Origin of the sequence: Halorubrum persicum (assembly GCF_002727125.1) — an archaeon.
Classification (GTDB): Archaea; Halobacteriota; Halobacteria; order Halobacteriales; family Haloferacaceae; genus Halorubrum; species Halorubrum persicum.
Genome location: NZ_NHOA01000008.1, coordinates 23135 through 46568 on the forward strand (window position 1 = coordinate 23135; position 23434 = coordinate 46568).

23 protein-coding genes and 1 other RNA gene are annotated in these 23434 nt (G+C 71.5%); 12 read left to right on the plus strand and 12 right to left on the minus strand.

From position 1 onward, the window contains the following. Window positions 1–7 precede the first annotated feature (7 nt). The 6 genes from hisD to DJ69_RS00940 all read right to left on the minus strand — a co-directional run bounded on the left by hisD (window position 8) and on the right by DJ69_RS00940 (window position 4212). Entirely contained in the window at window positions 8–1285 is a 1278-nt protein-coding gene (gene hisD, locus DJ69_RS00915; protein ID WP_099253878.1) for a histidinol dehydrogenase, read from the minus strand. 63 nt (window positions 1286–1348) lie between these two features. Further along, the gene (locus DJ69_RS00920; protein ID WP_099253879.1) at window positions 1349–1558 is read right to left on the minus strand and encodes a hypothetical protein; all 210 of its coding nucleotides are present in this window, start codon (window positions 1556–1558) and stop codon (window positions 1349–1351) included. A gap of 12 nt (window positions 1559–1570) precedes the next feature. Further along, a complete protein-coding gene (locus tag DJ69_RS00925; RefSeq protein ID WP_099253880.1) occupies window positions 1571–2536 on the minus strand; it encodes a phytoene/squalene synthase family protein in 966 nt (321 codons plus the stop codon). A gap of 151 nt (window positions 2537–2687) precedes the next feature. Then, entirely contained in the window at window positions 2688–2855 is a 168-nt protein-coding gene (locus tag DJ69_RS00930; protein WP_303645876.1) for an HVO_2523 family zinc finger protein, read from the minus strand. Window positions 2856–2975: 120 nt separating this feature from the next. Beyond that, complete coding sequence (locus DJ69_RS00935) at window positions 2976–3545, minus strand: preprotein translocase subunit SecD family protein (RefSeq protein ID WP_099253882.1); 570 nt, start codon at window positions 3543–3545, stop codon at window positions 2976–2978. An 88-nt stretch (window positions 3546–3633) separates the two neighbouring features. Beyond that, the gene (locus DJ69_RS00940) at window positions 3634–4212 is read right to left on the minus strand and encodes a cysteine hydrolase family protein (protein WP_099253883.1); all 579 of its coding nucleotides are present in this window, start codon (window positions 4210–4212) and stop codon (window positions 3634–3636) included. Window positions 4213–4372: 160 nt separating this feature from the next. Between DJ69_RS00940 and DJ69_RS00945 the strand changes: the two genes are divergently transcribed. Next, window positions 4373–6160 carry an Hvo_1808 family surface protein gene (locus DJ69_RS00945; RefSeq protein ID WP_099253884.1) on the plus strand — a complete coding sequence of 596 codons (1788 nt, stop codon included), beginning with the start codon at window positions 4373–4375 and terminating at the stop codon, window positions 6158–6160. 126 nt (window positions 6161–6286) lie between these two features. Continuing rightward, on the plus strand, window positions 6287–7444 hold the full coding sequence (locus tag DJ69_RS00950; protein WP_099253885.1) for a nicotinate phosphoribosyltransferase: 1158 nt from the start codon (window positions 6287–6289) through the stop codon (window positions 7442–7444). 33 nt (window positions 7445–7477) lie between these two features. Here the strand turns inward: DJ69_RS00950 and DJ69_RS00955 are convergent, their stop codons facing one another. Continuing rightward, entirely contained in the window at window positions 7478–8080 is a 603-nt protein-coding gene (locus DJ69_RS00955) for a TIGR00296 family protein (RefSeq protein ID WP_099253886.1), read from the minus strand. 173 nt (window positions 8081–8253) lie between these two features. Here DJ69_RS00955 and rnpB point away from each other — a divergent pair. Continuing rightward, window positions 8254–8636, plus strand: an RNA gene (gene rnpB, locus DJ69_RS00960) — RNase P RNA component. Window positions 8637–8677: 41 nt separating this feature from the next. Here the strand turns inward: rnpB and DJ69_RS00965 are convergent. The 3 genes from DJ69_RS00965 to DJ69_RS00975 all read right to left on the minus strand — a co-directional run bounded on the left by DJ69_RS00965 (window position 8678) and on the right by DJ69_RS00975 (window position 11796). Continuing rightward, on the minus strand, window positions 8678–9622 hold the full coding sequence (locus tag DJ69_RS00965; protein ID WP_099253887.1) for a type II CAAX endopeptidase family protein: 945 nt from the start codon (window positions 9620–9622) through the stop codon (window positions 8678–8680). A 115-nt stretch (window positions 9623–9737) separates the two neighbouring features. Continuing rightward, window positions 9738–10283 (minus strand): NUDIX hydrolase, encoded by a 546-nt coding sequence (locus tag DJ69_RS00970; protein WP_099253888.1) that lies wholly within the window; start codon window positions 10281–10283, stop codon window positions 9738–9740. Window positions 10284–10368: 85 nt separating this feature from the next. Next, window positions 10369–11796, minus strand: a complete 1428-nt coding sequence (locus DJ69_RS00975; protein ID WP_099253889.1) for a Y-family DNA polymerase — start codon at window positions 11794–11796, stop codon at window positions 10369–10371. A 177-nt stretch (window positions 11797–11973) separates the two neighbouring features. On the opposite strand from DJ69_RS00975, the gene DJ69_RS00980 reads away from it, so the two are divergent. The 4 genes from DJ69_RS00980 (at window position 11974) to DJ69_RS00995 (ending at window position 16257) form a co-directional block, all read left to right on the plus strand. Beyond that, window positions 11974–13752: a PAS domain-containing protein gene (locus DJ69_RS00980; RefSeq protein WP_099253890.1), complete on the plus strand. Its 1779-nt coding sequence runs from the start codon at window positions 11974–11976 to the stop codon at window positions 13750–13752. A gap of 90 nt (window positions 13753–13842) precedes the next feature. Next, complete coding sequence (locus DJ69_RS00985; protein WP_099253891.1) at window positions 13843–15159, plus strand: MFS transporter; 1317 nt, start codon at window positions 13843–13845, stop codon at window positions 15157–15159. Between the two features lie 34 nt (window positions 15160–15193). Next, entirely contained in the window at window positions 15194–15472 is a 279-nt protein-coding gene (locus DJ69_RS00990; protein ID WP_099253892.1) for a zinc ribbon domain-containing protein, read from the plus strand. A gap of 101 nt (window positions 15473–15573) precedes the next feature. Then, entirely contained in the window at window positions 15574–16257 is a 684-nt protein-coding gene (locus DJ69_RS00995) for a phosphate ABC transporter permease (protein ID WP_099253893.1), read from the plus strand. Window positions 16258–16289: 32 nt separating this feature from the next. Here the strand turns inward: DJ69_RS00995 and DJ69_RS01000 are convergent, their stop codons facing one another. Continuing rightward, window positions 16290–17147 carry a 3-hydroxyacyl-CoA dehydrogenase family protein gene (locus tag DJ69_RS01000; protein ID WP_099253894.1) on the minus strand — a complete coding sequence of 286 codons (858 nt, stop codon included), beginning with the start codon at window positions 17145–17147 and terminating at the stop codon, window positions 16290–16292. A gap of 235 nt (window positions 17148–17382) precedes the next feature. Here DJ69_RS01000 and DJ69_RS01005 point away from each other — a divergent pair, with 235 nt between their 5' ends. From DJ69_RS01005 to DJ69_RS01015, 3 genes are all read left to right on the plus strand, one after another. Continuing rightward, window positions 17383–18186, plus strand: coding sequence for a class I fructose-bisphosphate aldolase (locus tag DJ69_RS01005; RefSeq protein WP_099253895.1), 804 nt, complete (start codon window positions 17383–17385; stop codon window positions 18184–18186). After that, complete coding sequence (locus DJ69_RS01010) at window positions 18186–19073, plus strand: class 1 fructose-bisphosphatase (protein WP_099253896.1); 888 nt, start codon at window positions 18186–18188, stop codon at window positions 19071–19073. The genes DJ69_RS01005 and DJ69_RS01010 overlap by 1 nt, the downstream gene beginning before the upstream one ends. Before the next feature lie 94 nt (window positions 19074–19167). Beyond that, window positions 19168–21000, plus strand: coding sequence for an acyl-CoA carboxylase subunit beta (locus DJ69_RS01015; protein WP_099253897.1), 1833 nt, complete (start codon window positions 19168–19170; stop codon window positions 20998–21000). 48 nt (window positions 21001–21048) lie between these two features. On the opposite strand, the gene DJ69_RS01020 is transcribed toward DJ69_RS01015, so the two are convergent. Beyond that, entirely contained in the window at window positions 21049–21594 is a 546-nt protein-coding gene (locus tag DJ69_RS01020; RefSeq protein ID WP_099253898.1) for a DedA family protein, read from the minus strand. Window positions 21595–21736: 142 nt separating this feature from the next. Here DJ69_RS01020 and DJ69_RS01025 point away from each other — a divergent pair, with 142 nt between their 5' ends. Then, window positions 21737–22264, plus strand: a complete 528-nt coding sequence (locus DJ69_RS01025) for a redoxin domain-containing protein (RefSeq protein WP_099253899.1) — start codon at window positions 21737–21739, stop codon at window positions 22262–22264. A 69-nt stretch (window positions 22265–22333) separates the two neighbouring features. Beyond that, window positions 22334–23431 carry a D-xylose 1-dehydrogenase Gfo6 gene (gfo6, locus tag DJ69_RS01030; RefSeq protein WP_099253900.1) on the plus strand — a complete coding sequence of 366 codons (1098 nt, stop codon included), beginning with the start codon at window positions 22334–22336 and terminating at the stop codon, window positions 23429–23431. The last annotated feature ends 3 nt before the right edge of the window (window positions 23432–23434 follow it).

Sequence of the window (23434 nt, forward strand, 5' to 3'; positions counted from 1 at the left end):
CTTCCGGCTACTCGAACCGTTTCCGGACGCTCTCGGCGTGCGCCTCCAACCCCTCGGCCTCCGCGAGCGTCGTGACCGTGTCGGCGAGGCCGTCGAGCCCGTCGCGGTCGAGCCGCTGGACCGTCGACGACCGGAGGAAGGTGTCGACGGAGAGGCCGCCGTAGCGCTTCGCGCCGCCGTTCGTCGGCAGCACGTGGTTCGTCCCGGTCGCGTAGTCGCCGGCGGCGACCGGCGAGTACGGCCCGAGGAACACCGAGCCCGCGTTCGAGATCCGGGAGAGCAGCGCCTCGTCGTCGTCGGCGACGATCGAGAGGTGCTCGGCCGCGTATTCCTCGGCGAACAGCACCGCCTCGGGCATCGACCGGGCGCGGAGGACGCCGGAGGCGTCGTTGTCGAGGGCGGCCCGGATCGTCTCCTCGCGCTCGCGGCCCGCGGCCTGCTCGTCGACCGCCTCGGCCACCGCCTCGGCGAGGGCGGCGTCGTCGGTGACCGCGACCACCGAGGCGTTCGGGTCGTGTTCCGCCTGCGCGACGAGATCGGCCGCGACGAGGGCGGGATCGGCGGTGCCGTCGGCGAGCACGAGCACCTCGCTCGGGCCGGCGAGGAAGTCGATCCCCACGTCGCCCTGCACGACCGCCTTCGCGGCGGTGACCCACTTGTTGCCCGGGCCGACCACCTTCTGCGCGTTCGTCACGGTCTCCGTGCCGTACGCGAGCGCGGCGATAGCCTGCGCCCCCCCGACCTGGTACACCGCGTCGGCGCCGGCCTCGTGGATCGCCGCGAGCGTCACCGGGTTCAGATCCTCCGCCGGCGGGGTCGCGACCGAGACGTGTTCGACGCCGGCCACGGTCGCCGGGATCACGCCCATCAGCGCGCTGGAGGGGTACGCCGCCGCGCCGCCGGGCACGTACACCCCCGCGCGGTCGAGCGGGCGGAACCGGCGCCCGAGCTCGCGGTCGCCGAACGTCTCGCGCCAGTCCTCGGGGCGCTGTCGCTCGTGGAACGCGCGGATGTTGGCGGCCGCCTCGCGGACCGCGTCGAGCACCGGGTCGTTCGCGTCGTCGAGCTCGGCGTGCGCGCGCTCGGCGTCGTCCGTCACGTCGATGTTGCCGACGGTCACGCCGTCGAACTCCTCGGAGAACTCCCGCAGCGCCACGTCCCCCTCCTCGCGCACCCGACCGACGATCTCGCTCACGTCGTCGCGGACCGCGTCGACGCCGGCGTCGCGCTCGAAGAAGGCGCGGCGCTCGGCCGGCGAGAGGTCGGCGACGGTTCGTACGTCCATACCCGCACTGGGAGCCGGGGTCAAAAGGGCGTTCCGACTCTCACTCCGACGGTCGGGCCGTTCTCACTCGAGCGGTCGGATCCCGATCACGTCCAGCGCTGCGAGCGCGACCAGCCCGACCAGCAGCGCGGCGGCGGCGAAGAGGATCGGCGCCGACAGCGCCACGGCGACCTCGTAGGGGGCGAGGAGGCGGGTCGTCCCCCGGACGACGAACGACAGGAAGACGAGCCCGAACGCGGCGAGCGCGAGGCCGACGAACCGAGATCTGTTCACGGTATCTCCGAGTCAGTCGGACTGGGGGATCCCCGGTCCGTGCGGCCCGTGTTCGCGGTGTTCGTGGGTGGAATCGAAGCCGCCGCACATCTCGTAGAACACCGCCTCGGGGTCCTTGTTCCACTGCCACTTCCAGCGGGTCCGGACGAGCAGGGAGATCTTGCGAGTGAACGACAGATCCGGCGTCGTCGACACCGTGTCGTACCCCAGATCCCGGATCAGCCGGTGGTGGTCCGCGTACAGCACCGCCGCGAGCAACACCGCCAGCTGGCAGTCCTCGGGGAGGTACTTGATCCCCGCGACGCCCTCCTCGTAGAGGCGCTCGGTCCGGGCGAGCTCCTCGCGGATCGCGGCCGACACGTTGTCGTCGAACTCGAGGTTCAGGATCTGCTCCTCGCTCACGCCGTGCCGGCGGAGCGTCTCCAGCGGGAGGTACACCCGGTCGCGCTCGACCACGTCCTCGCGCACGTCCCGGATGAAGTTCGTCATCTGGAACGCCTCGCCGAGCTTCGTCGCGTGGGGGAGCGCCCTCGCCTCGGCCTCCTCGTCGAGCTCCATGATCGCCGTCATCATCCGACCGACGGCGGCCGCGGAGCCGTCCATGTACGTCTCCAGCTGGTCGTACGTCTCGTACCGGTCGGTGTCGATGTCGCTCGCCATCGCGTCGACGAACGCGTGCACGTCCCCGTCCGGGATGCCGTGTTCGTCGCACACCGCGGCGAACGCCTCCAACACCGGGTCGTCCGTCTCCGCTTCGCCCAGCGCGGCCCGGCGGAGCCGGTCGAGCTCCGCCCGCTGTTCGTCCGGCGGCGCGGTCTCCTCGGCGTCGACGACTTCGTCGGCGATCCGGAAGAAGCCGTACAACACGTAGGTCGGGTGCCGGATCCGCTCCGGGAGCAGCCGCGTCGCGACGTGGAACGTCTTCCCGGTTCGGCGCTGGATCCGCTTCCCCTGGGCAACCTGCGTTTTCTCTACCATGCTGACCTCTGACAGTCGGCAGAGGGGGTCGAGAGCGGGTCGCCGATCATAACATACGAGTCGGACTGCAAGAACATAACAGTTCGCACAAGCCGGATCGCTGTCCGGTCGGGGCTCCGCAGCCTGCGATAACCGGCGGTACCGACCGGCCTCAGTAGAAAGTGTCCGAGCAGTCGTAGACGACCCCGTGCGCCGGGCAGACGTACTTGCAGTGACGGTGGTACATCGGCGTCTCGCAGCGGGGACAGGGCCGGCCCCCGCAGTCGGCGGTCGTCTCCCCCTCGGCGCCGGTTGCCTCCTCCGCTTCGGGGCCGGCCACGTCTCCCGCTTCGGCGCCGGCTACGTCTCCCTCGGCGTCGCTCATACCGTGTCGAACGGACGCGGCCGCCATAACCGCTGTCCTCGACGGAGGCACGCGGGCCGGAGGCCTGCACGCGAATCAGGCGTCCGCCAGCGAGTCGTACACCGACTCCGCGACCGACGGCTCGCCGAACGGGAGCGTCAACACGCCGCCCCACTCCTCGTCCGTCAGTTCCGACACCGTCGCCTCGTCCAGCGCGACCCGCCTGACCTCGGTCCCGTCGAGGGTCATCGACACGACGAACCCTTCCGGATCGTCCGTCGCGCCGGCGTCGGCCAGCCCCGACTGTACCGCGTCGATCCCGGCGTCCCCGAGCGAGACGTACACGAGGTGTTCGCCGCCGTCGGCGACCACGCCCTGCACGCGGTCGAGGTCGCCCGCGTCGAAGAGCCTCCGCTCGCCGTCGCCCTCGTGGAGCAGTCGCGCCTCGAACGGGGCCTCGGGATCGACCGGGACGGACCCGGAATCGCCGTTCTCGTCGTCGCTGCCCGTTCCGTCCGTGCCCGTGCCGACCGCGTCACCGCCGGGGTCGGCTCCGTCCGCGACCGCGTCGCCGTCCGACACCGAGGCGGCGCCGGCGAAGCCGACGGCGCCGACCGCGAGCGCCGCCCCGGCCCCGCCGAGCATGCCGCGTCGAGTGAGTTCCATACGCGACGGTCCCCGCCGGCGGTAAAAAGGGTTACACGCCGATTCACACGGCTGATAACGGGGGCGGCGTTCGCTCCGCGCCCTGTGCTCACCGCGACCCGAACGCGACCGAGTCGCGGGTCGCCGTCTCGCCGAACAGCCAGTCGGCGTGATCGACCGCGTACTCGCGGTGGTCCTCGGTGATGTAGCCGAGCGCGTCCTCGACGACGACGGGGCGATAGTCGCGGAGTCCGGCGCTGCCGGCGGTGTGGAGCACGCAGACGTTCGCGAGCGTCCCGCAGATCAGCAGGTCGCGGATCCCGTGCGCGTCGAGGTACCCGTCCAGATCCGTCCGGTAGAAGGCGTCGTACGTGTGCTTCTCGACGACGTGATCCTCGCCGCGCACGTCGAGGTCAGCGAGGAGCTCGGCGTCCCACGACCCCTCGACGACGTGTTCGCCCCACCGGTCGAACTCGTCGTAGTAGTGGGTGTCGTCGAACTGCTCGGGCGGGTGCACGTCTCGGGTGTACACGACGCTCGCGCCGGCCTCGCGGGCGCGGTCGACGAGGGCCGTCACCGGCTCGACAGCCGCCTCGCTCGGCTCGGCGTAGAGGCTCCCGTCCGGGTGACAGAACCCGTTCTGCATGTCGACGACGATCACCGCGGTCTCGGTCGGATCGTACGGCATGTCCGGGCGTTGAACGTCCGGGGGCAAAAGTCATCGTCGCGTCGCCCCCCGCCGCCCGGTTCGGTCGCCACCCGACCCCTGCCCTCGTCGTGGCGTCGCCGCCGACAAACTACTCGACGCCACCGACAAACTACTTATCGGGTCGGCCGTAATCGCACCTATGCGACGGGTTCTCACCCTCTCCGTCATCGCCGCCGCGATAGCCCTCCTCTTGATCGGCACCGCCGGGGCCGCCGCCGCGGGACCGGCGGCCGTGGCACCCGGAGACGCCCCCGCCAGCGCGACCGCCGCCGAGTGCGATGTCGGCGACGGGACGGACATCGTCGGCTGCTGGAACGGCACCCACTACGAGGACGACCTCGCGTTCAACCAGACGGACGGGCTGAACGAGTCGGAGCTGGAGGCGCTGACCGACCTGACGATGGCTCGGGTCGAACACGTTCGCGAGCGTCCCTTCCGCGAGGACGTGCCGGTCGAGACCGTCACGCGCTCCGCGTTCACGAACGACTCCGCGAGCGAGGGCGCGGGCGGGTCGGACGCCGAGTTCCAGCGCTGGAACGACCAGGTGTGGAAGGCGTTGTTCGTCGTCGGCGAGGACGAGAACGCCTCCGACGCGATCGACAGCGTCTACGGCGGCGCGGTCTCCGGGTTCTACTCGCCGAGCCAAGACCGGATCGTCCTCGTCGTCCCGGAGGGTGAGGATCCGCAGATCGACCCGTCGACGCTGGCACACGAACTGGTCCACGCGATGCAGGACCAGTACCACGACCTCACGCGCCCCCGCTACGTCGGCGCCACGCAGGACGCCGACCTCGCGGTCGACGGGATCGTCGAGGGCGAGGCGGTCCACGTCGAGGAGCTGTACGACGCGCGCTGCGCCGCCAACTGGAGCTGTCTCGCCGCGCCCGACTCCGCCGGCGGGGGCGGCGGAACGACGCCCGACTACAACCTCGGCATCCTCCAGACCGTGCTCCAACCGTACTCCGACGGCGCGCTCTACGCCGCGGAGCTCGTCGACGAGGGCGGGTGGAGCGCCGTCAACGAGACGATGAACCAGCCGCCGACCGCGACCGCGGAGGTGATCCACCGCGACCCCGACTACGAGACCAGCGAGGTGGCGTTCAATGACACGGCCACTGACGGATGGGAGACGTATCCGGACCAAGGCGTCAACGGTTCCGACACCGCCGGCGAGGCGTCGATGTTCGTGATGTTCTGGTACCAGAGCTGGGAGTACGACTACTCGGTCCTCGATCCGTCGGCAGACGTCCAGGAGAACGTCCAGATCCACACGCGGCCGGACGAGCGGCTCCGGACCCGGATGAACTACAACTACGCCCACGAGTCGACCGACGGCTGGGCGGGCGACAGGCTGTACCCCTACCGGAACGGCGGCAACGCCACCGCGAACGGGAGCGGCGGGAACGCGACCGACGGTGAGGACGGCTACGTCTGGGTGACCGAGTGGCAGACGACCGCGGACGCGGCCGAGTTCCGCGCGGCGTACCTCCGCATGCTCACCGCCCACGGCGACGCCGAGTACGCCGACGGCGAGGCGTACGACATCGCCGACGGCGACTTCCGCGGGGCCTACGGCGTCGAGCGCGACGGGACCACGGTGACGATCGCCCACGGTCCGGAGCCGCGAGACGTCCTCGAGCTCCGGCCCGACGCCGGCTTCGACCTCCCCTCGACCGGAGACGACGACGGAGCCGACCGGGACGGGACCGACGGAGACGGGACTGACGGGGACGATGGAACCGACGGCGGCATCGACGACGCGGACGGGACCGACGGCGGAACCGATGACACCCCCGACGGCGACGACGGCGGCTCCGGCGGCCCAGACGCCGCCACCGGTGACGGCGCGCCCGGGTTCGGCGTCACCGCCGCCCTCGTCGGTCTGCTCGCGACGGTGGCCGTCTTCGCGCGCCGCGTGCGCCCCTGAGCCGGAGGTGACCGCCCGGCGCCCCTGAGCCGGGAGCGACCTCCCGCCGGACCCGCCCGCCGACCCGCAGACGACCGCCCGGCGGACCCGGGTGGCTTTTCCTCCCTGGCGGCCGAACCGTCGGGCATGACCGAGTTCGACATCGTCGACGCGGCCGCGATCCGCGAGGGCCGGGCGACGGACGCGTACTTCGAGCGGACCGAGGCGGCCTTGGAGCACGCGGGGCGAAACCCCCGCGTCGTCGCCGAGGTCACCGCCGACCAGTTCCCCGACGGCGACTTCGAGCTGTTCGCCGGGCTGAAGGACGCGGTCGCGCTCTTGGAGGGTCGCGCGGTCGACGTCGACGCGATCCCCGAGGGGCGCCTGTTCGACGGCGGCCCGGTGATGCGGATCGAGGGGCCGTACCTCGCGTTCGCGCGGCTGGAAACCGCTCTTCTGGGGTTCCTCTCGCACGCTTCCGGGATCGCGACCGCCGGACTCGACTGCCGCGTCGCGGCGCCGGGGTCGCAGGTGCTCTCCTTCGGCGCGCGCCACGTTCATCCGTCGATGGCGGCGGCGGTCGAGCGCTCGGCGCTCGCGGCGGGGCTCGACGGGTTCTCGCACGTCGCCGCCGGCGACGTGATCGGCCGGGAGGCGTCGGGGACGATGCCCCACGCCCTCTCGATCTGCTTCGGTCGGGGCGAACAGGAGGCGGCGTGGCGCGCCTTCGACGAGGCCGTCGACGAGTCGGTCCCGCGCGTCGCCCTCTGTGACACCTACTCCGACGAGGTCGACGAGGTGCTGCGCGCGGTCGCGACGCTCGGCGACCGGCTCGACGGCGTCCGGCTCGACACCACGGGGTCGCGCCGCGGCGACTTCAGACACATCGCCCGCGAGGTGGGGTGGGAGCTCGACGTTCGCGGCCACGACGACGTCGACGTGTACGTCTCCGGCGGGCTCGGTCCCGACGACCTCCGCGAGCTCCGCGACGTGGTCGACGGCTTCGGCGTGGGCGGGTACGTCTCGAACGCCGACCCGGTCGACTTCGCGCTCGACATCGTCGAAGTCGACGGGGAGCTGGCCGCCAAGCGCGGCAAGCTCTCCGGCGCGAAGGACGTGTATCGCACCGCCGACGGCGCACACGCGGTCGGGCTGGCGGACCGCCCGGCCCCCGAGGGCGCCGAGTCGCTCATGGAGCCGGTGATCCGCGACGGCGAGGTTGTCGCCGACGACGCGTTCGACCTCGACGCCGCGGCGGAGCGCGCGCTCGCCGACGCAGCGGCGGTGGGATACGGGACGGAGTAAGGGGGCGTCGAAAAATCGGGTCGGTTGCGGCCGCTACAGCTCTTCGACCGCGCCGCCGTCGGCGCGCTCTCGGAACACCTGTCCCTCGATGAGCGTCACCATCGTCTCGTCGTCCTCCCACGCGTTCGGCGCGAGCTTGGCCTTCCGGCAGGCGCGCGAGAGGAACTCGGCGCCGGACCAGCCGTTCTCGACGGGAACCGTCGGGTAGAGCCAGCCGTGCGAGTTGCCGCCGTCGACGGCGACGCCGTGGGTGCCGACCTCGAGGTCGGCGAGGGGATCGTTGGTGAGCACCGTGTTCGAGACGACGAACACGGAGACGGTGATGTTGTCGAGCTCCTTCGGTTCGACCTCGGAGCCGCAGGAGTCGCCGGAGGCGGCCTTGATCGCGGCCTCGACGATGGCGTGACCGAGCTGATCGGAGGTCTCCCACGCGCCGGCGCAGCCCCGGAGCCGCCCCCTCCCTCGTGTGGACTCCAGCCGGACGAACGCCCCGGTTCGGGCGTAGAACGCCTCGCGCATACTGCCGGGTTGTTCTCGCTGCCCGTGTCGGACGAACGACTCGACCGCCTCCCGCGCGAGTTCGACCGCTCGTGCACCGTCGTCGTACGACAGCTGAACGGTCTGAGCCTCGGACATGATAGTCCCTTACGTTGCTGACGACTTGAACGCTTCCCTTGGGGACTCGCCCGCTCACCCCCGCTTATCTGGGAGATACGGGGGGCGATCGATCCCTCCGTGGCGTCGGTCTCGCCCGCGTCAGTCCCCGCCGACCGAACCGCTTATTCGCTGGCGCCGGCTACACGCGACCGGACAGAGGGAGCCCGACTCCCGTGCCTCTGGCATGAGGAAAGTCCCCCCACCGGCCGGACAGGCGACCGGGCACACGCCCGGAGTCGGAGACGGCTGGCTCTGGAACAGCAACGACACCCCCCGCCCCGACCTGTGAGTCGCGTTCGGTCGCTTCGGCGACCGGCGGCGTTCGCGGGGTCACCCGCGAACGCGCGAACCGACCCGCAAGGGAAGGGAGCTAACCCGACGAGGGCGCGTGGGTTTCCCACGTTATCGACGGGCGGGAACGGATGGAACGGCGAATCCTCGCCGGTGCAAGTCCGCGCCACAAGGTAGTCCGGCCACGGCGCGGACGCTCAGCCGAATGTCGGGACGAACCGAAGGGGGCTTACTCCCCTCAGTCCGCCTCTGCTCGCGAGCCGTGCGTGTCGCCGCCGCGATCACCTACAGGCCGAGGAGCGCCGCGCCCGCTTGGCCCGCCTGACCCGCGTTCTCCACCTCGGGACCGTAGGTGATGGCGACGTACGCGATCGTCAGGAGGAGGCTGTTGTACAGCCCGTGCATCAGCGCGACGACCGCGAGGTTCTCGGTGTACTCGTACACCGCGCCGAAGATCAGGCTCGGGACGAAGAGGATGCTGATCGAGGTCAACACCGCGCTCGCGCCGCCGCTCAGCGAGACGACGTGGGCGGGCGCGAAGACGGCGGCGGCGAGGAGGATGGCGGGGGCCGCGGAGAGCGCCTCTCGCGCGCGGCTCTGGATGACCCCGCGGAACAGGAGCTCCTCGCACGGCCCCACGACGAGGAACATGGCCGCGATCATCAGCGGCATGATCGACGGGTTGTCCAAGGTCATCTGGGCGCCCTGGTTCTGGGCCGGCTCCGTTCCGAAAAGCAACACGAGCGAGCTGAGCACGAGCGCCAGGGCGATCATCCCGACCGCGCCGAACACGGCGAGCACGAGTTCGACCACGGTCGGCCGTCGGACGCCGAGGTACGCGACGATCTCCTCGCGACTCAGGCCGCGCCACCGCAGGTAGCCGAGGCTGACGCCGACGAACGCGAGGACCTGTCCGGCGACGAACGGCACGACGAACGAGACGAGGAGCGAGGGTTGCCGCCCGGTGAGCGTCGCGACGCCGAAGATGATCCCCCCGGCGACCGTGGTGACGGCGAGGAGACCGAGAATGCCCGCGACGCCCAGTCCGAAGGCGACGCCGACCGCTCGCAGCGGCGACCCGCCGTCCGTCTCGTCGGGGGGGTCACCCGTGTCGACCGCCGTGCGGGCGGTACCGGGCTCGCCGCCGTCGCTGGCCGCGGGGTCCGCCGGCTCGTCGCGCTCACGCCCGCCGCGGCCGGATTCGGTGTCGGGGTCGGAGGGATCGCTCATCGGGCCCCGTACGGACCGATCGCTGAAAGGCCTGTCCGTCGTCGGCGCGATCGCCGGACCGGGTTGCCGTCGCCGCGCCCGCCGGAATCGACCGGTCGCCGCCCCTGCCCCGGCTTCATCGGTGGAGCAGTTCGTACCACAGCACGGCGGTCACGGTCCGCCCGTCGCGGAGCCCCTCGTCGACGACGGCCTCGAGGAGGTCGTCGTACGGCACCGTCTCGACCGCGATCGACTCGTTGTGGTCGAGGTCCTGCTCGGCGGCCGGCTCGCAGCCGGTCGCGAGGAAGTGGTGGTGGACCGAGTCCGCCAGCCCGTTCGTCGGCTCCACCGTCGTCAGGCGCTCGAAGGAGCCGGCCTCGTACCCCGTCTCTTCGGCGAGCTCGCGGGCGGCGGCGCGTTCGAGGTCGTCGGCGTCTTCGGGCTCCACCGACCCCGCGGGGAGTCCCCGGTTGACCCGGCCGACCGCCTGCCGCCACTCGTCGATGACGACCGCGTCGCCGTCGGGCGTCAGCGGGAGCACCACGACCGCCGGCGGCTCGTCGACGTAGTGGTACCCGTCGGTCTCGCCGTCCGGGAAGCGCACTTCGTCGCGCCGCACGTCGAAGCCGGGGCAGGTGTAGTCGATGTCGGTGCCGAGGGTCTCCCACGCCAGGTCGTCCATGCGTCGGCGTCGGCGCTCGAGCACCTAAATCCCCGCACTCGGCCGCGGCGTGTCGGCTCGGATTCGGCGACGGCCCGACGGTCACTCACGACCAGTCGCCGAGCGACGCCTGTCCGTCGGCCGTGCGTCGGTCGGCCTTCCCGCCGTCGTCCGCGTCGGTGCCGTCCGGCTCGCCGCCGACCCAGTCGGTGAGCTTGCCGCCGTCGCCGTCGGTGGCGGGTGACCGGGGCTCCGAGCCGCGTTCGCGGTCGCGTCCGTCGCCGCCCGAATCAGCCCCGCCGCCCCCCGCGTCGAACCCGCCGAGCGTCGCCTGATCGCTCTCCGCGAAGTCCAGCTTCGAGACGCGCACGCCGAGCTTCCGAACCCGGTCGCCGGCGAACTCCTCGAGGAGGTCCAGCGCCACCGACTCCACGAGGTCGGGGTCGTCGACCGGTCCGGGGAGGCTCCGGGCGCGGGTGTTCACCTCGTAGGGGGGCTCGACCGCCTTGATCCCGATAGTGCGGTACAGACACCCCCGCTCGCGGGCGCGGCGGGCCACGTCGGCGGCCAGCGCGCGCACCGTCTCCCGCTTGCGCTCCTCGTCCGCCGTCGTCGACAGCGACGACTCCCGCGAGAGGCTCTTGGGCAGCCCCGTGGGCGTGACCTCTCGGTCGTCCTCCCCCCGCGCCCGCCGGTAGAGCTCTCGCCCCCGATCGCCGAGCGCATCTCCGAGGCGATCTGGGTCGGCGGCGGCGAGATCGCCGGCGGTCTCGATCCCCATCTCCGCCAGCGTCCGCTCCGTCACCGGGCCGACGCCGTGGATCTCGGCGGTCGGCAGCGACGCGAGGAACGGCTCGACCTCGCCCGGCGGCACGACGACCAGCCCGTCCGGCTTGTCGGCGTCGCTGGCGACCTTCGCGGTCGACATGTTCGGCGCGACGCCGACGCTCGCGGGCACCCCGGCCTCGCGCTCGATGCGCTCCTTGACGTGCCGGGCGTACCCCTCCGCCAGCGTCCGGGTCTCGGCGGGGCCGGCCGCGGCGCTCGGCGGGGGGTCGGCCGGCGTGCCCGCGGCGTCCCACGCGGTCCGGTCGGTGACGTCGAGGTACGCCTCGTCGACGCTCACCTCGCGGAGCACGTCGGCGCAGTCGCGGAGGACGGCCTTCACGTCGCCGGCGACCTCCTTGTAGAAGTCGAGGTCGACGGGGAGGTACCGGCCCGCCTCGCCGGGATCGGGCGCGTCCGGGTCGGCGGGGTCGGCGTTCGCCCGCCGCGGGAGCAGCTCCAGCGCCTCCGAGATCGGCATCGCGCTCTCGACGCCGTGCGCGCGGGCCTCGTAGCTCGCGGTCGCGACCGCGCCGATCGTCTCCCCGGCCTCGTAGCCCATGCCGACGACGAGGGGTTCGCCCGCCAGCTCGGGGCGGCGCAGGCGCTCGCAGGAGGCGTAAAAGCAGTCCATGTCGACGTGGAACACGACGCGGTCGCTCCCGTCGTCGTCGTCCGCGTCGGTCCCGGGGAGCGTTCCGCCCGCCATCGCCCGGGGGTCCGCGCCGCGCGGCCTTAAGAATCAGCCACGCGGGGCGGTAGTGAAGCGGAACCGCGGCGGCCGGACGAGCGGAGGAGGCGCCGCGGCGGCGACCGGACGAGCGCCGTCCTCACCGCTGATAACCGAGACGACATTCGTTTATCCGGAGAGCGCGAAGACAGGGCCATGTCCGAACGGATCGACGTGTTGCACGTCGACGACGACCCGTCCGTGCTGGACCTCACGGAGGCGTACCTCGAACGCGAGCTGGAGTCCGTCGCGGTGACGAGCGTCACGGAGCCGGCGACCGCCCTCGACGCGCTCGAAGCGCAGCAGTTCGACTGCGTCGTCAGCGACTACGATATGCCCGGCACGGACGGGCTGGAGCTTTTCGAAGCCGTCCACACGGACCACCGCAAGCTCCCGTTCGTTCTCTACACCGGCAAGGGGTCCGAGGAGATCGCCAGCCAGGCGCTCAACGCGGGCGTCACCGGCTACTTCCAGAAGGGCGGCCCCGAGCAGCTCCGACGGCTCGCGAACCGGGTCGAGCAGGCGGTCGCGGAGCACCGGACCCGCGAGATCGCCGACCGCTACTCGACGGTCATCGACGCGCTCGGCTACCCCGTCTACGTCGTCGACGAGACCGGCGTCTTCCGGTTCGTCAACGAGCCGTTCGCGGAGCTGACCGGCTACGACCGCGAGGAGATCATCGGGAGCAGGCCGGAGCTCATCAAAGACGCCGCGGCGGTCGACGAGGCCGAGCGCCGACTCGGTCGGGTCCTCTCGAGCTCCGGCCCCGACGTCGAGCGCTTCTCGGTGGACATCGTCCCGAAGGGGGGCGATCCGATCCCCTGCCGAGACCACATGGCGGCGCTCCCGTACGAGGGTACGTCGTTCGAGGGGAGCGTCGGCATCCTCCGGAACGTCTCCGACGAGCGCGCCCGCCGCGAGGAGCTGGAGACGAAGACGCGGGCGCTCGACGAGGCCCCCGTCGGCATCACGATCACCGACCCGGCCCTGCAGGACAACCCGATGGTGTACGTCAACGACCGGTTCGTCGAGATGACCGGCTACGGCCGCGGGGACGCGGTCGGCGTCAACTGCCGGTTCCTGCAGGGGGACGACACCGATCCGGCGCCGGTCGCCCGGCTCCGCGAGGCGATCAATGCCCAGGAGCCGGAAAGCGTCGAGCTGCTGAACTACCGGAAGGACGGCACGCCGTTCTGGAACCGCGTCAGCATCGCGCCGATCTGCGACGACGACGGCTCCGTCTCCGAGTGGGTCGGCTTCCAGGAGGACATCACGGCGTTCAAGCAGCGCGAGACGGCGCTCGAACACCAGAACGAGCGGCTCGACGCCTTCGCGAGCATCGTCTCGCACGACCTCCGGAACCCCCTCAACGTCGCGCAGGGGAGGGTCGATCTGGCGCGAACGACCGAAGAGCCGTCTCACCTCGACGCCGCGGCCGACGCGCTCGACCGGATCGAGTCGATCGTCGAGCACACCCTCACGCTCGCCCGCGAGGGCGAGACCGTCGGCGACCCGGAACCGGTCGCGATCGCCGAGGTCGCCGCCGACAGCTGGGAGACGGTCGACACCGGCTCGGCCTCGCTGTCGGTCGAGTCGGACGACGAAATCATGGCCGACCCGGACCGGCTCCGGAACCTGTTCGAGAACCTCGTCCGCAACAGCGTGGAACACGCCGGCGAGGAGGTGCGCATCTGCGTCGGCGACCTCTCGGACGGCTTCTACCTCGAGGACGACGGCCCCGGAATCCCCGAGCCCGTTCGCGACGCCCTCTTCGAGCCCGGAGAGAGCGGCGTCGACGGCAACACCGGCTTCGGGCTGGCGATCGTCCAGGAGATCGCCACCGCCCACGGGTGGACCGTCGAGGCGGTCGACGCGGTCGACGGCGGCGCGCGATTCGAGATCCGCGGCGTCGGACGCCCTCCGTCGCCGGCGTAACGGGGCGGAACCGGTCGGAGCGGGGCGCGGAACCGGAACGATCCCCGGCGTTCGCAAACGCCTTTGAACTTGCGGGTGTACCCACGGTCAATGGGGTTGGTCTCCGGCGTCGTCGACACCGACCGCCGAGTCATCGTGCTCGCGCTCGCCCGGATGGTCGGCGCCGCCGGCAACTCCTTTCTCATCGTCGTCCTGCCGCTGTACATCGCGAGCGACTTGGTCGACATCGACTCGCTCCTCGGGACGGCGGTCGGGGTCGGCGCGGCGTCGGTGACGCTGACCGAACCGCTGCTCATCGGGCTCGTGCTCTCGCTGTTCGGCTTCCTCAACAGCCTCTCGCAGCCGCTCACCGGGCGACTCTCTGATCGGACGGGCGTGCGCCGCCCGTTCGTGTTGGCCGGCATCCTCCTGCTGGGGACCGCGAGCGGGCTGTACACGATCGCGGACGCCTACTGGCAGCTGATCGCGCTCCGCGCGGCGCAGGGGTTCGGCGCGGCCCTCATCATCCCGTCGACGGTCGCGCTGGTCAACGAGTACGCCGCGAGCGACGCCGACCGCGGCGGCAACTTCGGCGTGTACAACACGTTCCGGCTGATCGGCTTCGGCTTCGGGCCGGTCGTCGCCGGCGCCGTCGTCTCGCGGGGGCCGTACGACCTCTCCGCGATCGGGGTACCGGTCCTCGACGGGTTCGACGCGGCGTTCGTGGCCGCCTGCGCCGGCGCGTACCTCAGCTTCGCGCTCGTCTTCCTCCTCGTGCGCGACGCCGCCGAGTCGAGCGAGGCGAGCGACGACCTCTCGATCCGCGTCCGCGGCGAGGGGCGCCTGCTCGATCCGGTGTTCGCGCTCGGGCTGGCGACGGTCGCGATGGGGATCTGCATCGCGCTGTTCGCGACCCTTCAGACGCAGGTGAACGCTCGGCTCGACCAGCCGCCGGTGTGGTTCGGCCTCCAGTTCGCGGCGGTCACCATCGCGAACGTGCTGTTTCAGGTGCCCGTCGGGCAGGCCAGCGACCGGATCGGGCGTCGCCCCTTCCTGTTGGCCGGCTTCGTGCTGCTCGCGCCCACGACGCTCCTGCAGGGGATCGTCACCGACCCGCTGGTGATGACGCTCGTCCGGTTGGCCCAGGGCGTCGCCGTCGCCTGCGTGTTCGCGCCGTCGCTGGCGCTCGCGGGCGACCTCGCGCGGGAGGGCGAGTCCGGCACGACGCTGTCGGTGCTCACGATGGGGTTCGGCTTCGGAGTCGCGGTCGGGCCGCTGGCGTCCGGCTGGCTCTACGGCTTCGGCTTCGTCGTTCCCTTCGCGGCCGGCGCCGCGCTCGCCGTCGTCGCGCTCGTGACCGTCGTGACGCAGGTCGAGGAGACCCTCGGGGCGGGGAAGGACGCTTCGACCCCGTCCGCGGCGGACTGATTCATATAAGTTCCCGACGACCGAACCGCGGACCGTGTCCCGCGACCGCGTCCACTGCGTCGACTGCCGGGAGCCGATCCCGAGCGACGCGCGGATCTGTCCCCACTGCGAGACCGTCCAGCCGTCGCCGCTCCTCGACGTCGGCGTCGTCGTCGCCGGGGTGTTCGCGTTCGTCTTCGGCGCCATCCTCGCGCTGATGACGCTGGGGACGACCCGCATGCTCGGACTCGGACTGATCGTGGTCGGGTTCGGCCTCGCCGTCGGCGGCTACACCCGACACGTCGATCGGCAAGCGGGGCGTCGCAGCCGGTGACGGCGTCTGGCTGGCGGAGTCGCTCCCCCGTCGTCCCGTCGTCGCCCCGTCGTCGCCCCGTCTCGCGACGTTTTAAGTCGGACCGCGGGCCACGTGGTGACATGATCACGCCACTCTCCGCCGGACTCGTCGTCGCGGGCCTGCTCCTCGCGTTCGTCGGGGCTGCGGTGTCCGTCTACGCCGTCACGCTGACCGGGATCCTCGTCGGCGCCGGTGCGGGCTACCTCGCCGCGCCGACCGTCGCCGGGGTGATCGCGGTCGACGGGCTGGCGCTGGCCGGCGCGGCCGCCGCGCTCGGCGCCGCGGTGGGCGGCTTCCTCGCGTACGCCGGGCTCTCCTTCGCGGTCGTCGCCATCGGAGGGCTCGTCGGCGGCTTCGCCGGGCGGTTCGCGGTCGGCCCGATGTACGCGGCCGACGCGGCCGGGATCGAGGGGACCCTCCTCCTCGTCGGCGCCACGCTCGCCGGCGTCGCGGTCGGCGCGCTGTTCGGGTTCGTGATGAGCCGGACGACGCTCGTCGTCTCCACGGCGTTCATCGGCGCGGCGTTCGCGTCGCGGTCGATCACTCCCGCGACGCTGGACGCGGCGACCGCGGAGACGGCGATCGAACCGCTGCTGTTCGACGTGAGCGCCCCCGCGTTCCTCGCCGTGTTCGCCCTCGGCGCGCTCTCCCAGCTCGGCCTCTTCAAGTTCGGCTACGTGACGAAGCTCGTCGCCCTGCTCCCCGGCGCGCGTCGGTGGACCGCCGGCGACGACGACACCGCCGAGGGCGCCGGAGGCACCTGATCGCGCCGGGGTACCGCTCCGCCGCCTGCCCGCTACTCGTATTCGTAGAACCCTTTCCCCGTCTTCTTCCCGAGGTCGCCGGCCTCCACCTTCCGCTTGACGAGGTACGCCGGCTTGTAGCGATCGCCGAGCTCGGCGTGGAGCGTCTCGCTGGCGTCCAAGACGACATCGAGCCCGATGTGGTCGGCGAGTTCGAGCGGCCCCATCGGCACGTTCGTGCCGAGCCGCATCCCGCGGTCGATGTCCTCCCTGTCGGCGACGCCCTCGTCGTACGCGCGAACGCCCTCGTTGATCCACGGCATCAGGATGCGGTTCGTGACGAAGCCGGGCTTGTCGTCGGCCTCCCACGTCTCCTTGCCGAGACCCTCCGCGAAGTCGTGTGCGAAGTCGACGACGGAGTCGGCGGTGCGCTCCCCCACGACGACCTCCACGCCGTCCATGATCGGGACCGGGTTCATGAAGTGGAGGCCGATCACGTCGCTCGCGCGCTCGGTGGCGCTCGCGATGCTCGTGATCGACAGCGTCGACGTGTTGGTGGCGAGGACGACGTCGTCGTCGGTCACCTCGTCGAGGTCGGCGAAGATGTCGCGCTTCACGTCCAGATCCTCGACGGCGGCCTCGACGACCGCGTCCGCCTCCGCGAGCGCGTCCAGATCGGCGGCTCCCTCGATCCGGTCGCGGATCGTCTCGGGGTCCTCGTCGAGTCGGTCCTTCCCGTCGAGTCGGGCGAGGCTGTCGTCGATGGCGTCGAGCCCGCGCTCGACGTACGCCGGCTCGATGTCGCGCATCACGACCTCGTAGCCGGCGGTCGCGGCGACCTGCGCGATCCCGTTGCCCATCGTGCCGGCCCCGACCACGCCGACGGTGTCGATGTCGGATAGCTCCCGCATGGAGGTCGCTGCCGCGCCGCGGGTGGTAAGTATTGCGGCTCCGCGGTCGCGCCCCGCCGGTCCGGGTGTCCGTTCACCTTGTCTGGTAGATAAGTAACTATCTGAGTAGTAAGTATGCCTACGGTGGGATGCGCTGAAGATGCGGGCGAAACGCGCGGAAACCACCGAATTCATTTCTTCACGTCTTGCGGGACGACCATAGCGTTTTTTATTGATGTAACGGGAGTACGAACTGATGCTTCCTCACGCCGCCGACAACATCTCGCGGAACGGAAAGTCGCTCATCTTGGCCTACGACCACGGGCTCGAACACGGGCCGGTCGACTTCGAACCGAATCCCGACACGGCGGATCCCGAGCGGATCTTCGATCTCGCCACCCACGAGGCTGTCACGTCGCTGGCCGTCCAGAAGGGGCTCGCCGAGGCGTACTACCCGGATTACGAGGACGACGTGAACCTCCTGTTGAAGCTCAACGGGACCTCGAACCTCTGGCGCGGCGAGCCCGACAGCGCGGTCAACTGCACGGCCGAGTACGCCGCGGGGCTGGGCGCCGACGCGATCGGGTTCACCGTCTACGGGGGTTCGAACCACGAGGTCGAGATGGCCGAGGAGTTCCGGCGGGCCCAGGAGGGCGCTCGCGAGCACGACATGGCCGTCGTCATGTGGTCGTACCCCCGCGGCCAGGGGCTCCGCAACGACGGGAGCCCGGACGTTATCTCGTACGGCGCGCGGCTCGGCCTGGAGCTCGGGGCCGACGTGGTGAAGGTGAAATACCCCGGCTCCGCCGAGGCGATGGGCCACGCGGTCGAGATGGCCGGACCGGCCGACGTCGTGATGTCCGGCGGAACGATGCGCGACGACAAGGCGTTCCTCCGGAACGTCTCGAACGCCATCGACGCCGGCGCCACCGGCATCGCGGTCGGCCGAAACGTCTTCCAGCGCGACCAGCCGGAGCGCATCCTCGACGCCCTGGAGGCCGTGATCTTCCAGGAGGTCGACCCGGCCGAGGCGCTGGCGATCGCCGAGAGCGACGACTGATGGCGTCCCCCGACCCGGTCGTCGAGGCGATCTTCGACGCGGTTGCGGCCACCGCCCCCGAGATCCGCGCCGCGCTTCCCGGCCGCCGCGTCAAGAGCGGGACCGACAACCCCTCCGGCGAGAGCGTGATGGCCGGCGACCTGTACGCCGACGAGCTGCTCGGCGACGCGTTGACCGCGGTCGACGGCGTCGGCTCGTTCGTCAGCGAGGAGCGGGAGGCGGCGGTCGACGCGGGCGGCGCGGTCGGCAGCGGCGACGGCGACGCGTACGCCGTCGCGATCGACCCCCTCGACGGCTCCTCGAACCTCCGGTCGAACAACGCGATGGGCACCGTGGTCGGCGTCTACGACGCCCCGCTCCCCGCGACCGGGCGCGACCTCGTCGCCGCCGGGTACGTGCTCTACGGCCCGATCACGACGATGGTCGTCGCCGACGACTCCGGCGTTCGCGAGGAGGTCGTCGAGGCCGACGACGGGTCGGTCTCCCGCTCCGTCGTCGAGGATGACCTGCGGCTCCCCGACGACCCGCTCGTCTACGGGTTCGGCGGGCGCGTCCCCGACTGGCCCGACGCGTTCACAGCCTTCGCCCGCGAGATCGAAGACGAGCTGAAGCTCCGGTACGGCGGCGCCATGGTCGGCGACGTGAACCAGGTGCTCACCTACGGCGGGATCTTCGCCTATCCCGCCCTCGTCGACGCGCCCGAGGGGAAACTCCGGCTCTCCTTCGAGGCGAACCCCATCGCCTACATCGTCGAGCAGGCGGGCGGGGCCGCGACCGACGGCGACACCGACATCCTCGACATCGAGCCCGAGGGCGTCCACGACCGCGTTCCCCTCTACGTCGGCAACGGGGAGCTGGTCGACCGGCTGGAGACGGCGCTGGACTGAGTCGGGCGGCCCGCGGTCCCTTCTGCACCCGACTCCCCGCGCTGGCCGGAGTTGCATGGAAAACTGTTTACGATTGTCCGCAAATCTTGCGCGCATGAATGTCCACGTCGGCGCGGCGGCGACGCCGGAGGAGGCCGAGGCGATCGCGAAATCCCTCGCCGAACACCTCGGCGTCGACGTCGACGTCCACGTCGGGGAGAGCGCGGAGCCCGCGGCGAGCGCGTCACCCCCCGAGGTCGAGTACCCGCTCGACGACGACCTCGGTCCCACGGACCGCGAGCGCGCCCTTCGGGCCGAGATCGACGACATCCTCGAGGGCGGCCCCGAGAAGTACCGCGACCGGCTCCCCGAGCAGGGGAAGCTGTTCGTCCGCGACCGCCTCGACCTCTGGTTCGGCGGCGAGGGCGGGACGCGCGGCGCTGGCGACGCGGGCGCGTCTGACGGCGGCCCGGCCGGGGTCCACTTCGAGGACGGGAAGTTCGCCGCGTTCGACGACTGGCACCCGAACGCGCCGGGACGAGCGGGCCGTGGAGGGGCGGACGAGGACGGCGAGGGCGACGGGGAGAGCGGCGACCGCCTCCCCGGCGACGGCCTCCTCACCGGCGCGGCCGAGTTCGAGGGACGCGACGTGCATTTCATGGCCAACGACTTCACCGTGAAGGCGGGGTCGATGGCGGCGAAGGGCGTCGAGAAGTTCCTCCGGATGCAGCAGCGCGCCCTCAAGACGGGGAACCCCGTGCTCTACCTGATGGACTCCTCGGGCGGCCGGATCGACCAGCAGACCGGCTTCTTCGCCAACCGCGAGGGGATCGGGAAGTACTACTACAACCACTCGATGCTCTCCGGGGCGGTGCCGCAGATATGCGTGCTGTACGGCCCCTGCATCGCCGGCGCGGCGTACACCCCCGTCTTCGCCGACTTCACCGTGATGGTGGAGGGGATGTCCGCGATGGCCATCGCGTCCCCGCGGATGGTGAAGATGGTCACGGGCGAGGAGATCGAACTGGACGAGCTGGGCGGCCCCCGCGTCCACGCCGAGGAGTCCGGCTCCGCGGATCTGGTCGCCCGCGACGAGGAGCACGCCCGCGAGCTCGTCGCCGACCTGATCGGCTACCTCCCCGACAAAGCCGGCGAGAAACCGCCGAGAGCCGAGACGAAGTCGCCGAAGTTCTCGCCCGACGGCATCGACGAGCTGATCCCGGAGTCGCCGAACCGCCCCTACGACGTGCGCGACCTGCTCGACCGGATCGCCGACGCCGAGTCGGTGTTCGAGCTGAAGGAGGGGTACGGCGAGGAGATCGTCACGGCGTTCTGCCGGATCGACGGACGCCCCGTCGGCGTCGTCGCCAACGACCCCGCGGTCCGATCGGGCGCCATCTTCCCGGACGCGGCCGAGAAGGCCGCCGAGTTCATCTGGACCTGCGACGCCTACGAGATCCCGCTGCTGTACCTCTGTGACACGCCCGGCTTCATGGCCGGCTCGCAGGTCGAGACGGACGCGATCTTGGAGAAGGGGAAGAAGATGATCTACGCCACCTCCTCCGCGACGGTGCCGAAACAGACCGTCGTCGTCCGGAAGGCGTACGGCGCGGGGATCTACGCGATGGGCGGGCCCGCCTACGACCCCGAGAGCGTCATCGGGCTCCCCTCCGGCGAGATCGCGATCATGGGGCCGGAGGCCGCGATCAACGCCGTGTACGCGCGGAGGCTCGCCGAGATCGACGACCCCGAGGAGCGCGCCGAGACGGAGCAGCGGCTCCGCGAGGAGTACCGCGAGGACATCGACATCCACCGGATGGCGAGCGAGGTCGTCATCGACGAGATCGTTCCCCCCTCGACGCTCCGGGAGGAGCTGGCCGCCCGCTTCGCGTTCTACGAGGACGTGGAGAAGGATCTGCCGGACAAGAAACACGGGACCGTCCTCTGACCCCGGCGAGACGGTTCTTTTGCGCCGCGCGTGGGAAGCGGTCCGCCCCTACAGCGCCGCCATCTCGGCGCCGAGCAGTCCGAGAGCGCCCCCGAACCCGAGCGCCACCGCGATCCCGACCGCCAGCAGCGCGCCGACGTACGCGGCGGAGCCGACGAGCGACGCCGCGGCGAACCGCGGGGCCGAGACGGACGAGGCGTTCGCGGTCGGGACGGCGAGCCAGCCGCGGGTGCCGGGGACCGCGTTCGAGGCCGCCACCGCCGGGAGCCCCCACCGGTCGAACCAGCGCCCCGCGCCGTCGAGCCGCCCCTCGCCAACCGGCACCACCGCGAGCGACGTGGGGTCGACGCCGAACCGACGGACGGCCACGAAGACGGCCGACTGGCCGACGGTCGCGCCGACCACCGCCGCGGCGAACACCGGCAGCACCGCGACCGCCTCGACGCCGACAGCGACGATCGCGGCGACGAACAGCGTCCGCGCCGGGAGCACCTTCCCGACGAGGGCGCCCTCCAGCGCGAACACGACGAAGACCGCGACGGCGCCGTAGCTGTCGACGAAGGCGAGTGCGGCCGCCGCGTGGGAACCGAACACGGCTCCCGTCGGTCGCCACCACGTAAAACTCTTCCACCGTGAACAGTGCGCTCAGGGCACATACCTCGATTTTTGCCCCGGAGCCCGCCGGAACGGAGCCCTCCGCAGGTGGGTATTTACCGCCCGGCGCTCACGTGACCCCATGATCGACACCGGCGTCACGGCACCCGACTTCATCGCGCCCGCGGCCGTCGGCGGAACGGCGACCGAGCTGGAGCTGTTCCGGCTCGTCGACCGACACGACGCCGTCGTCTGCTGTTTCGCGCCCGCGAACTTCGTCCCGACCTGTACCGCCGCCCTCGCCGCGGTGCGGGACGCGGGCTGGCACGCCCGCGACGACCTCGCCGTCGTCGCGGTCACCGGCGACTCGCTGTACGCGGGGTTCGCGTACGCCGACCAGTTCGACCTCCCCTTCCCGATCGCCTCCGACTTCCACGGGGGCGTCGCGGAGTCGTACGACCTGCTCGCCGACTCGTGGGAGGGCCACTCGGACATCCCCCGGCGGGCCGTGGTCGTCGTCGACGGCGACTGGACGGTGCGGTTCGCCGAGGCGACGACCGACGCGCTCGACCGTCCCGCGCCCGCGCCCGTCCAGAACGCGACCGCGGCGCTCCGAGAACTGGGGATCGACGCCGACCGGCCGCGGGTGAACTACGACGGGCCGTGGTGACCCGGGCGCGGTGGTTGTCACCCCCCGCGCCGCGGGGGTTATTTCACCTCCCCGCGTCGACGTTCCGACATGGAAGCCGACTTCGCGGACTACCTCGACGAGTTCACGCGCCGAGACTGGGAGACCCTCGATCCGGACGCCGTCACCGATCCCGTCCGGATCGCGGTCGTCGGCCTCGGCTGGTTCGCCCGCGACTGGGCGTTGCCGGGGATCGCCCGGTCGCCGTACACCGAGGCGACCGTCGTCACCGACGTGGACGCCGACGCGGTGGAGGCGGTCACCGCCGAGCGCGACCTGATCGGCGTCACCCCCGAGGAGTTCCGGTCCGGCGTCGCCGCCGACGCGTACGACGCGGTGTACGTCGCGACGCCGAACGCGACCCACCTGGAGTACGTTCGGGCCGCCGCGGAGCAGGGGAAGGCGGTCCTCTGTGAGAAGCCGCTGGAGGCGACGCTGGAGCGCGCCCGCCGGCTCGTGGCCGCGTGTCGGGACGCCGGCGTTCCCCTGATGGTCGGCTATCGGATGCAGACCGACCCCGCCGTCCGGCGGCTCCGAGAGCTCCTCGACGCGGGCGTCGCCGGGGAGGTGATCCACGTCCACGCGACGATGTCGCAGACGATGCTCGGCGAGCTCGGCGGCGACCACGACCAGTGGCGGCTCGATCCGGAGCTCTCCGGCGGCGGCGCGCTCATGGACCTGGGCGTCTACCCGCTCAACACGACCCGGTTCGTGCTCGGGGCCGACCCGCTGCGCGTCTCCGGGCGGACCAAAACGCGCCACGAGGCGTTCGCCGGCGTCGACGAGCACGCCACCTTCCGGCTGGAGTTCCCGGACGGCGTCGACGCGCTCTGTTCGGTGAGCCAGAACGCCCAGCACGCGAGCCGATTGGAGGTCGTCGGGATGGAGGCCAGGCTGATCCTCGATCCGGCGTTTTACGAGCGCGAGGACCGCGGGTTCGCCGTCGTCCGCGAGGGCACCCGCGTGGACGTGGACTTCGATCAGGTCCACCAGATCGAAGAGGAGTTCGCGTACTTCGGCCACCAGCTGCTGGCGGACGAGCCGTTCCACCCGGACGGCGAGCACGCCCTCACGGACGTGCGCGCGCTGGACGGAATCTACGAGTCGGCCGAGACCGGCCGCCCGGTCACCCTCGACGACGCCGCCTGACGC

Coding starts and splice junctions, on each gene's coding strand:
- hisD (WP_099253878.1), bottom strand. CDS start 1,285: ATGGACGTACGAACCGTCGCCGACCTCTCGCCGGCCGAGCGCCGCGCC.
- DJ69_RS00925 (WP_099253880.1), bottom strand. CDS start 2,536: ATGGTAGAGAAAACGCAGGTTGCCCAGGGGAAGCGGATCCAGCGCCGA.
- DJ69_RS00935 (WP_099253882.1), bottom strand. CDS start 3,545: ATGGAACTCACTCGACGCGGCATGCTCGGCGGGGCCGGGGCGGCGCTC.
- DJ69_RS00940 (WP_099253883.1), bottom strand. CDS start 4,212: ATGCCGTACGATCCGACCGAGACCGCGGTGATCGTCGTCGACATGCAG.
- DJ69_RS00945 (WP_099253884.1), top strand. CDS start 4,373: ATGCGACGGGTTCTCACCCTCTCCGTCATCGCCGCCGCGATAGCCCTC.
- DJ69_RS00950 (WP_099253885.1), top strand. CDS start 6,287: ATGACCGAGTTCGACATCGTCGACGCGGCCGCGATCCGCGAGGGCCGG.
- DJ69_RS00955 (WP_099253886.1), bottom strand. CDS start 8,080: ATGTCCGAGGCTCAGACCGTTCAGCTGTCGTACGACGACGGTGCACGA.
- DJ69_RS00965 (WP_099253887.1), bottom strand. CDS start 9,622: ATGAGCGATCCCTCCGACCCCGACACCGAATCCGGCCGCGGCGGGCGT.
- DJ69_RS00970 (WP_099253888.1), bottom strand. CDS start 10,283: ATGGACGACCTGGCGTGGGAGACCCTCGGCACCGACATCGACTACACC.
- DJ69_RS00975 (WP_099253889.1), bottom strand. CDS start 11,796: ATGGCGGGCGGAACGCTCCCCGGGACCGACGCGGACGACGACGACGGG.
- DJ69_RS00980 (WP_099253890.1), top strand. CDS start 11,974: ATGTCCGAACGGATCGACGTGTTGCACGTCGACGACGACCCGTCCGTG.
- DJ69_RS00985 (WP_099253891.1), top strand. CDS start 13,843: ATGGGGTTGGTCTCCGGCGTCGTCGACACCGACCGCCGAGTCATCGTG.
- DJ69_RS00995 (WP_099253893.1), top strand. CDS start 15,574: ATGATCACGCCACTCTCCGCCGGACTCGTCGTCGCGGGCCTGCTCCTC.
- DJ69_RS01000 (WP_099253894.1), bottom strand. CDS start 17,147: ATGCGGGAGCTATCCGACATCGACACCGTCGGCGTGGTCGGGGCCGGC.
- DJ69_RS01005 (WP_099253895.1), top strand. CDS start 17,383: ATGCTTCCTCACGCCGCCGACAACATCTCGCGGAACGGAAAGTCGCTC.
- DJ69_RS01010 (WP_099253896.1), top strand. CDS start 18,186: ATGGCGTCCCCCGACCCGGTCGTCGAGGCGATCTTCGACGCGGTTGCG.
- DJ69_RS01015 (WP_099253897.1), top strand. CDS start 19,168: ATGAATGTCCACGTCGGCGCGGCGGCGACGCCGGAGGAGGCCGAGGCG.
- DJ69_RS01025 (WP_099253899.1), top strand. CDS start 21,737: ATGATCGACACCGGCGTCACGGCACCCGACTTCATCGCGCCCGCGGCC.
- gfo6 (WP_099253900.1), top strand. CDS start 22,334: ATGGAAGCCGACTTCGCGGACTACCTCGACGAGTTCACGCGCCGAGAC.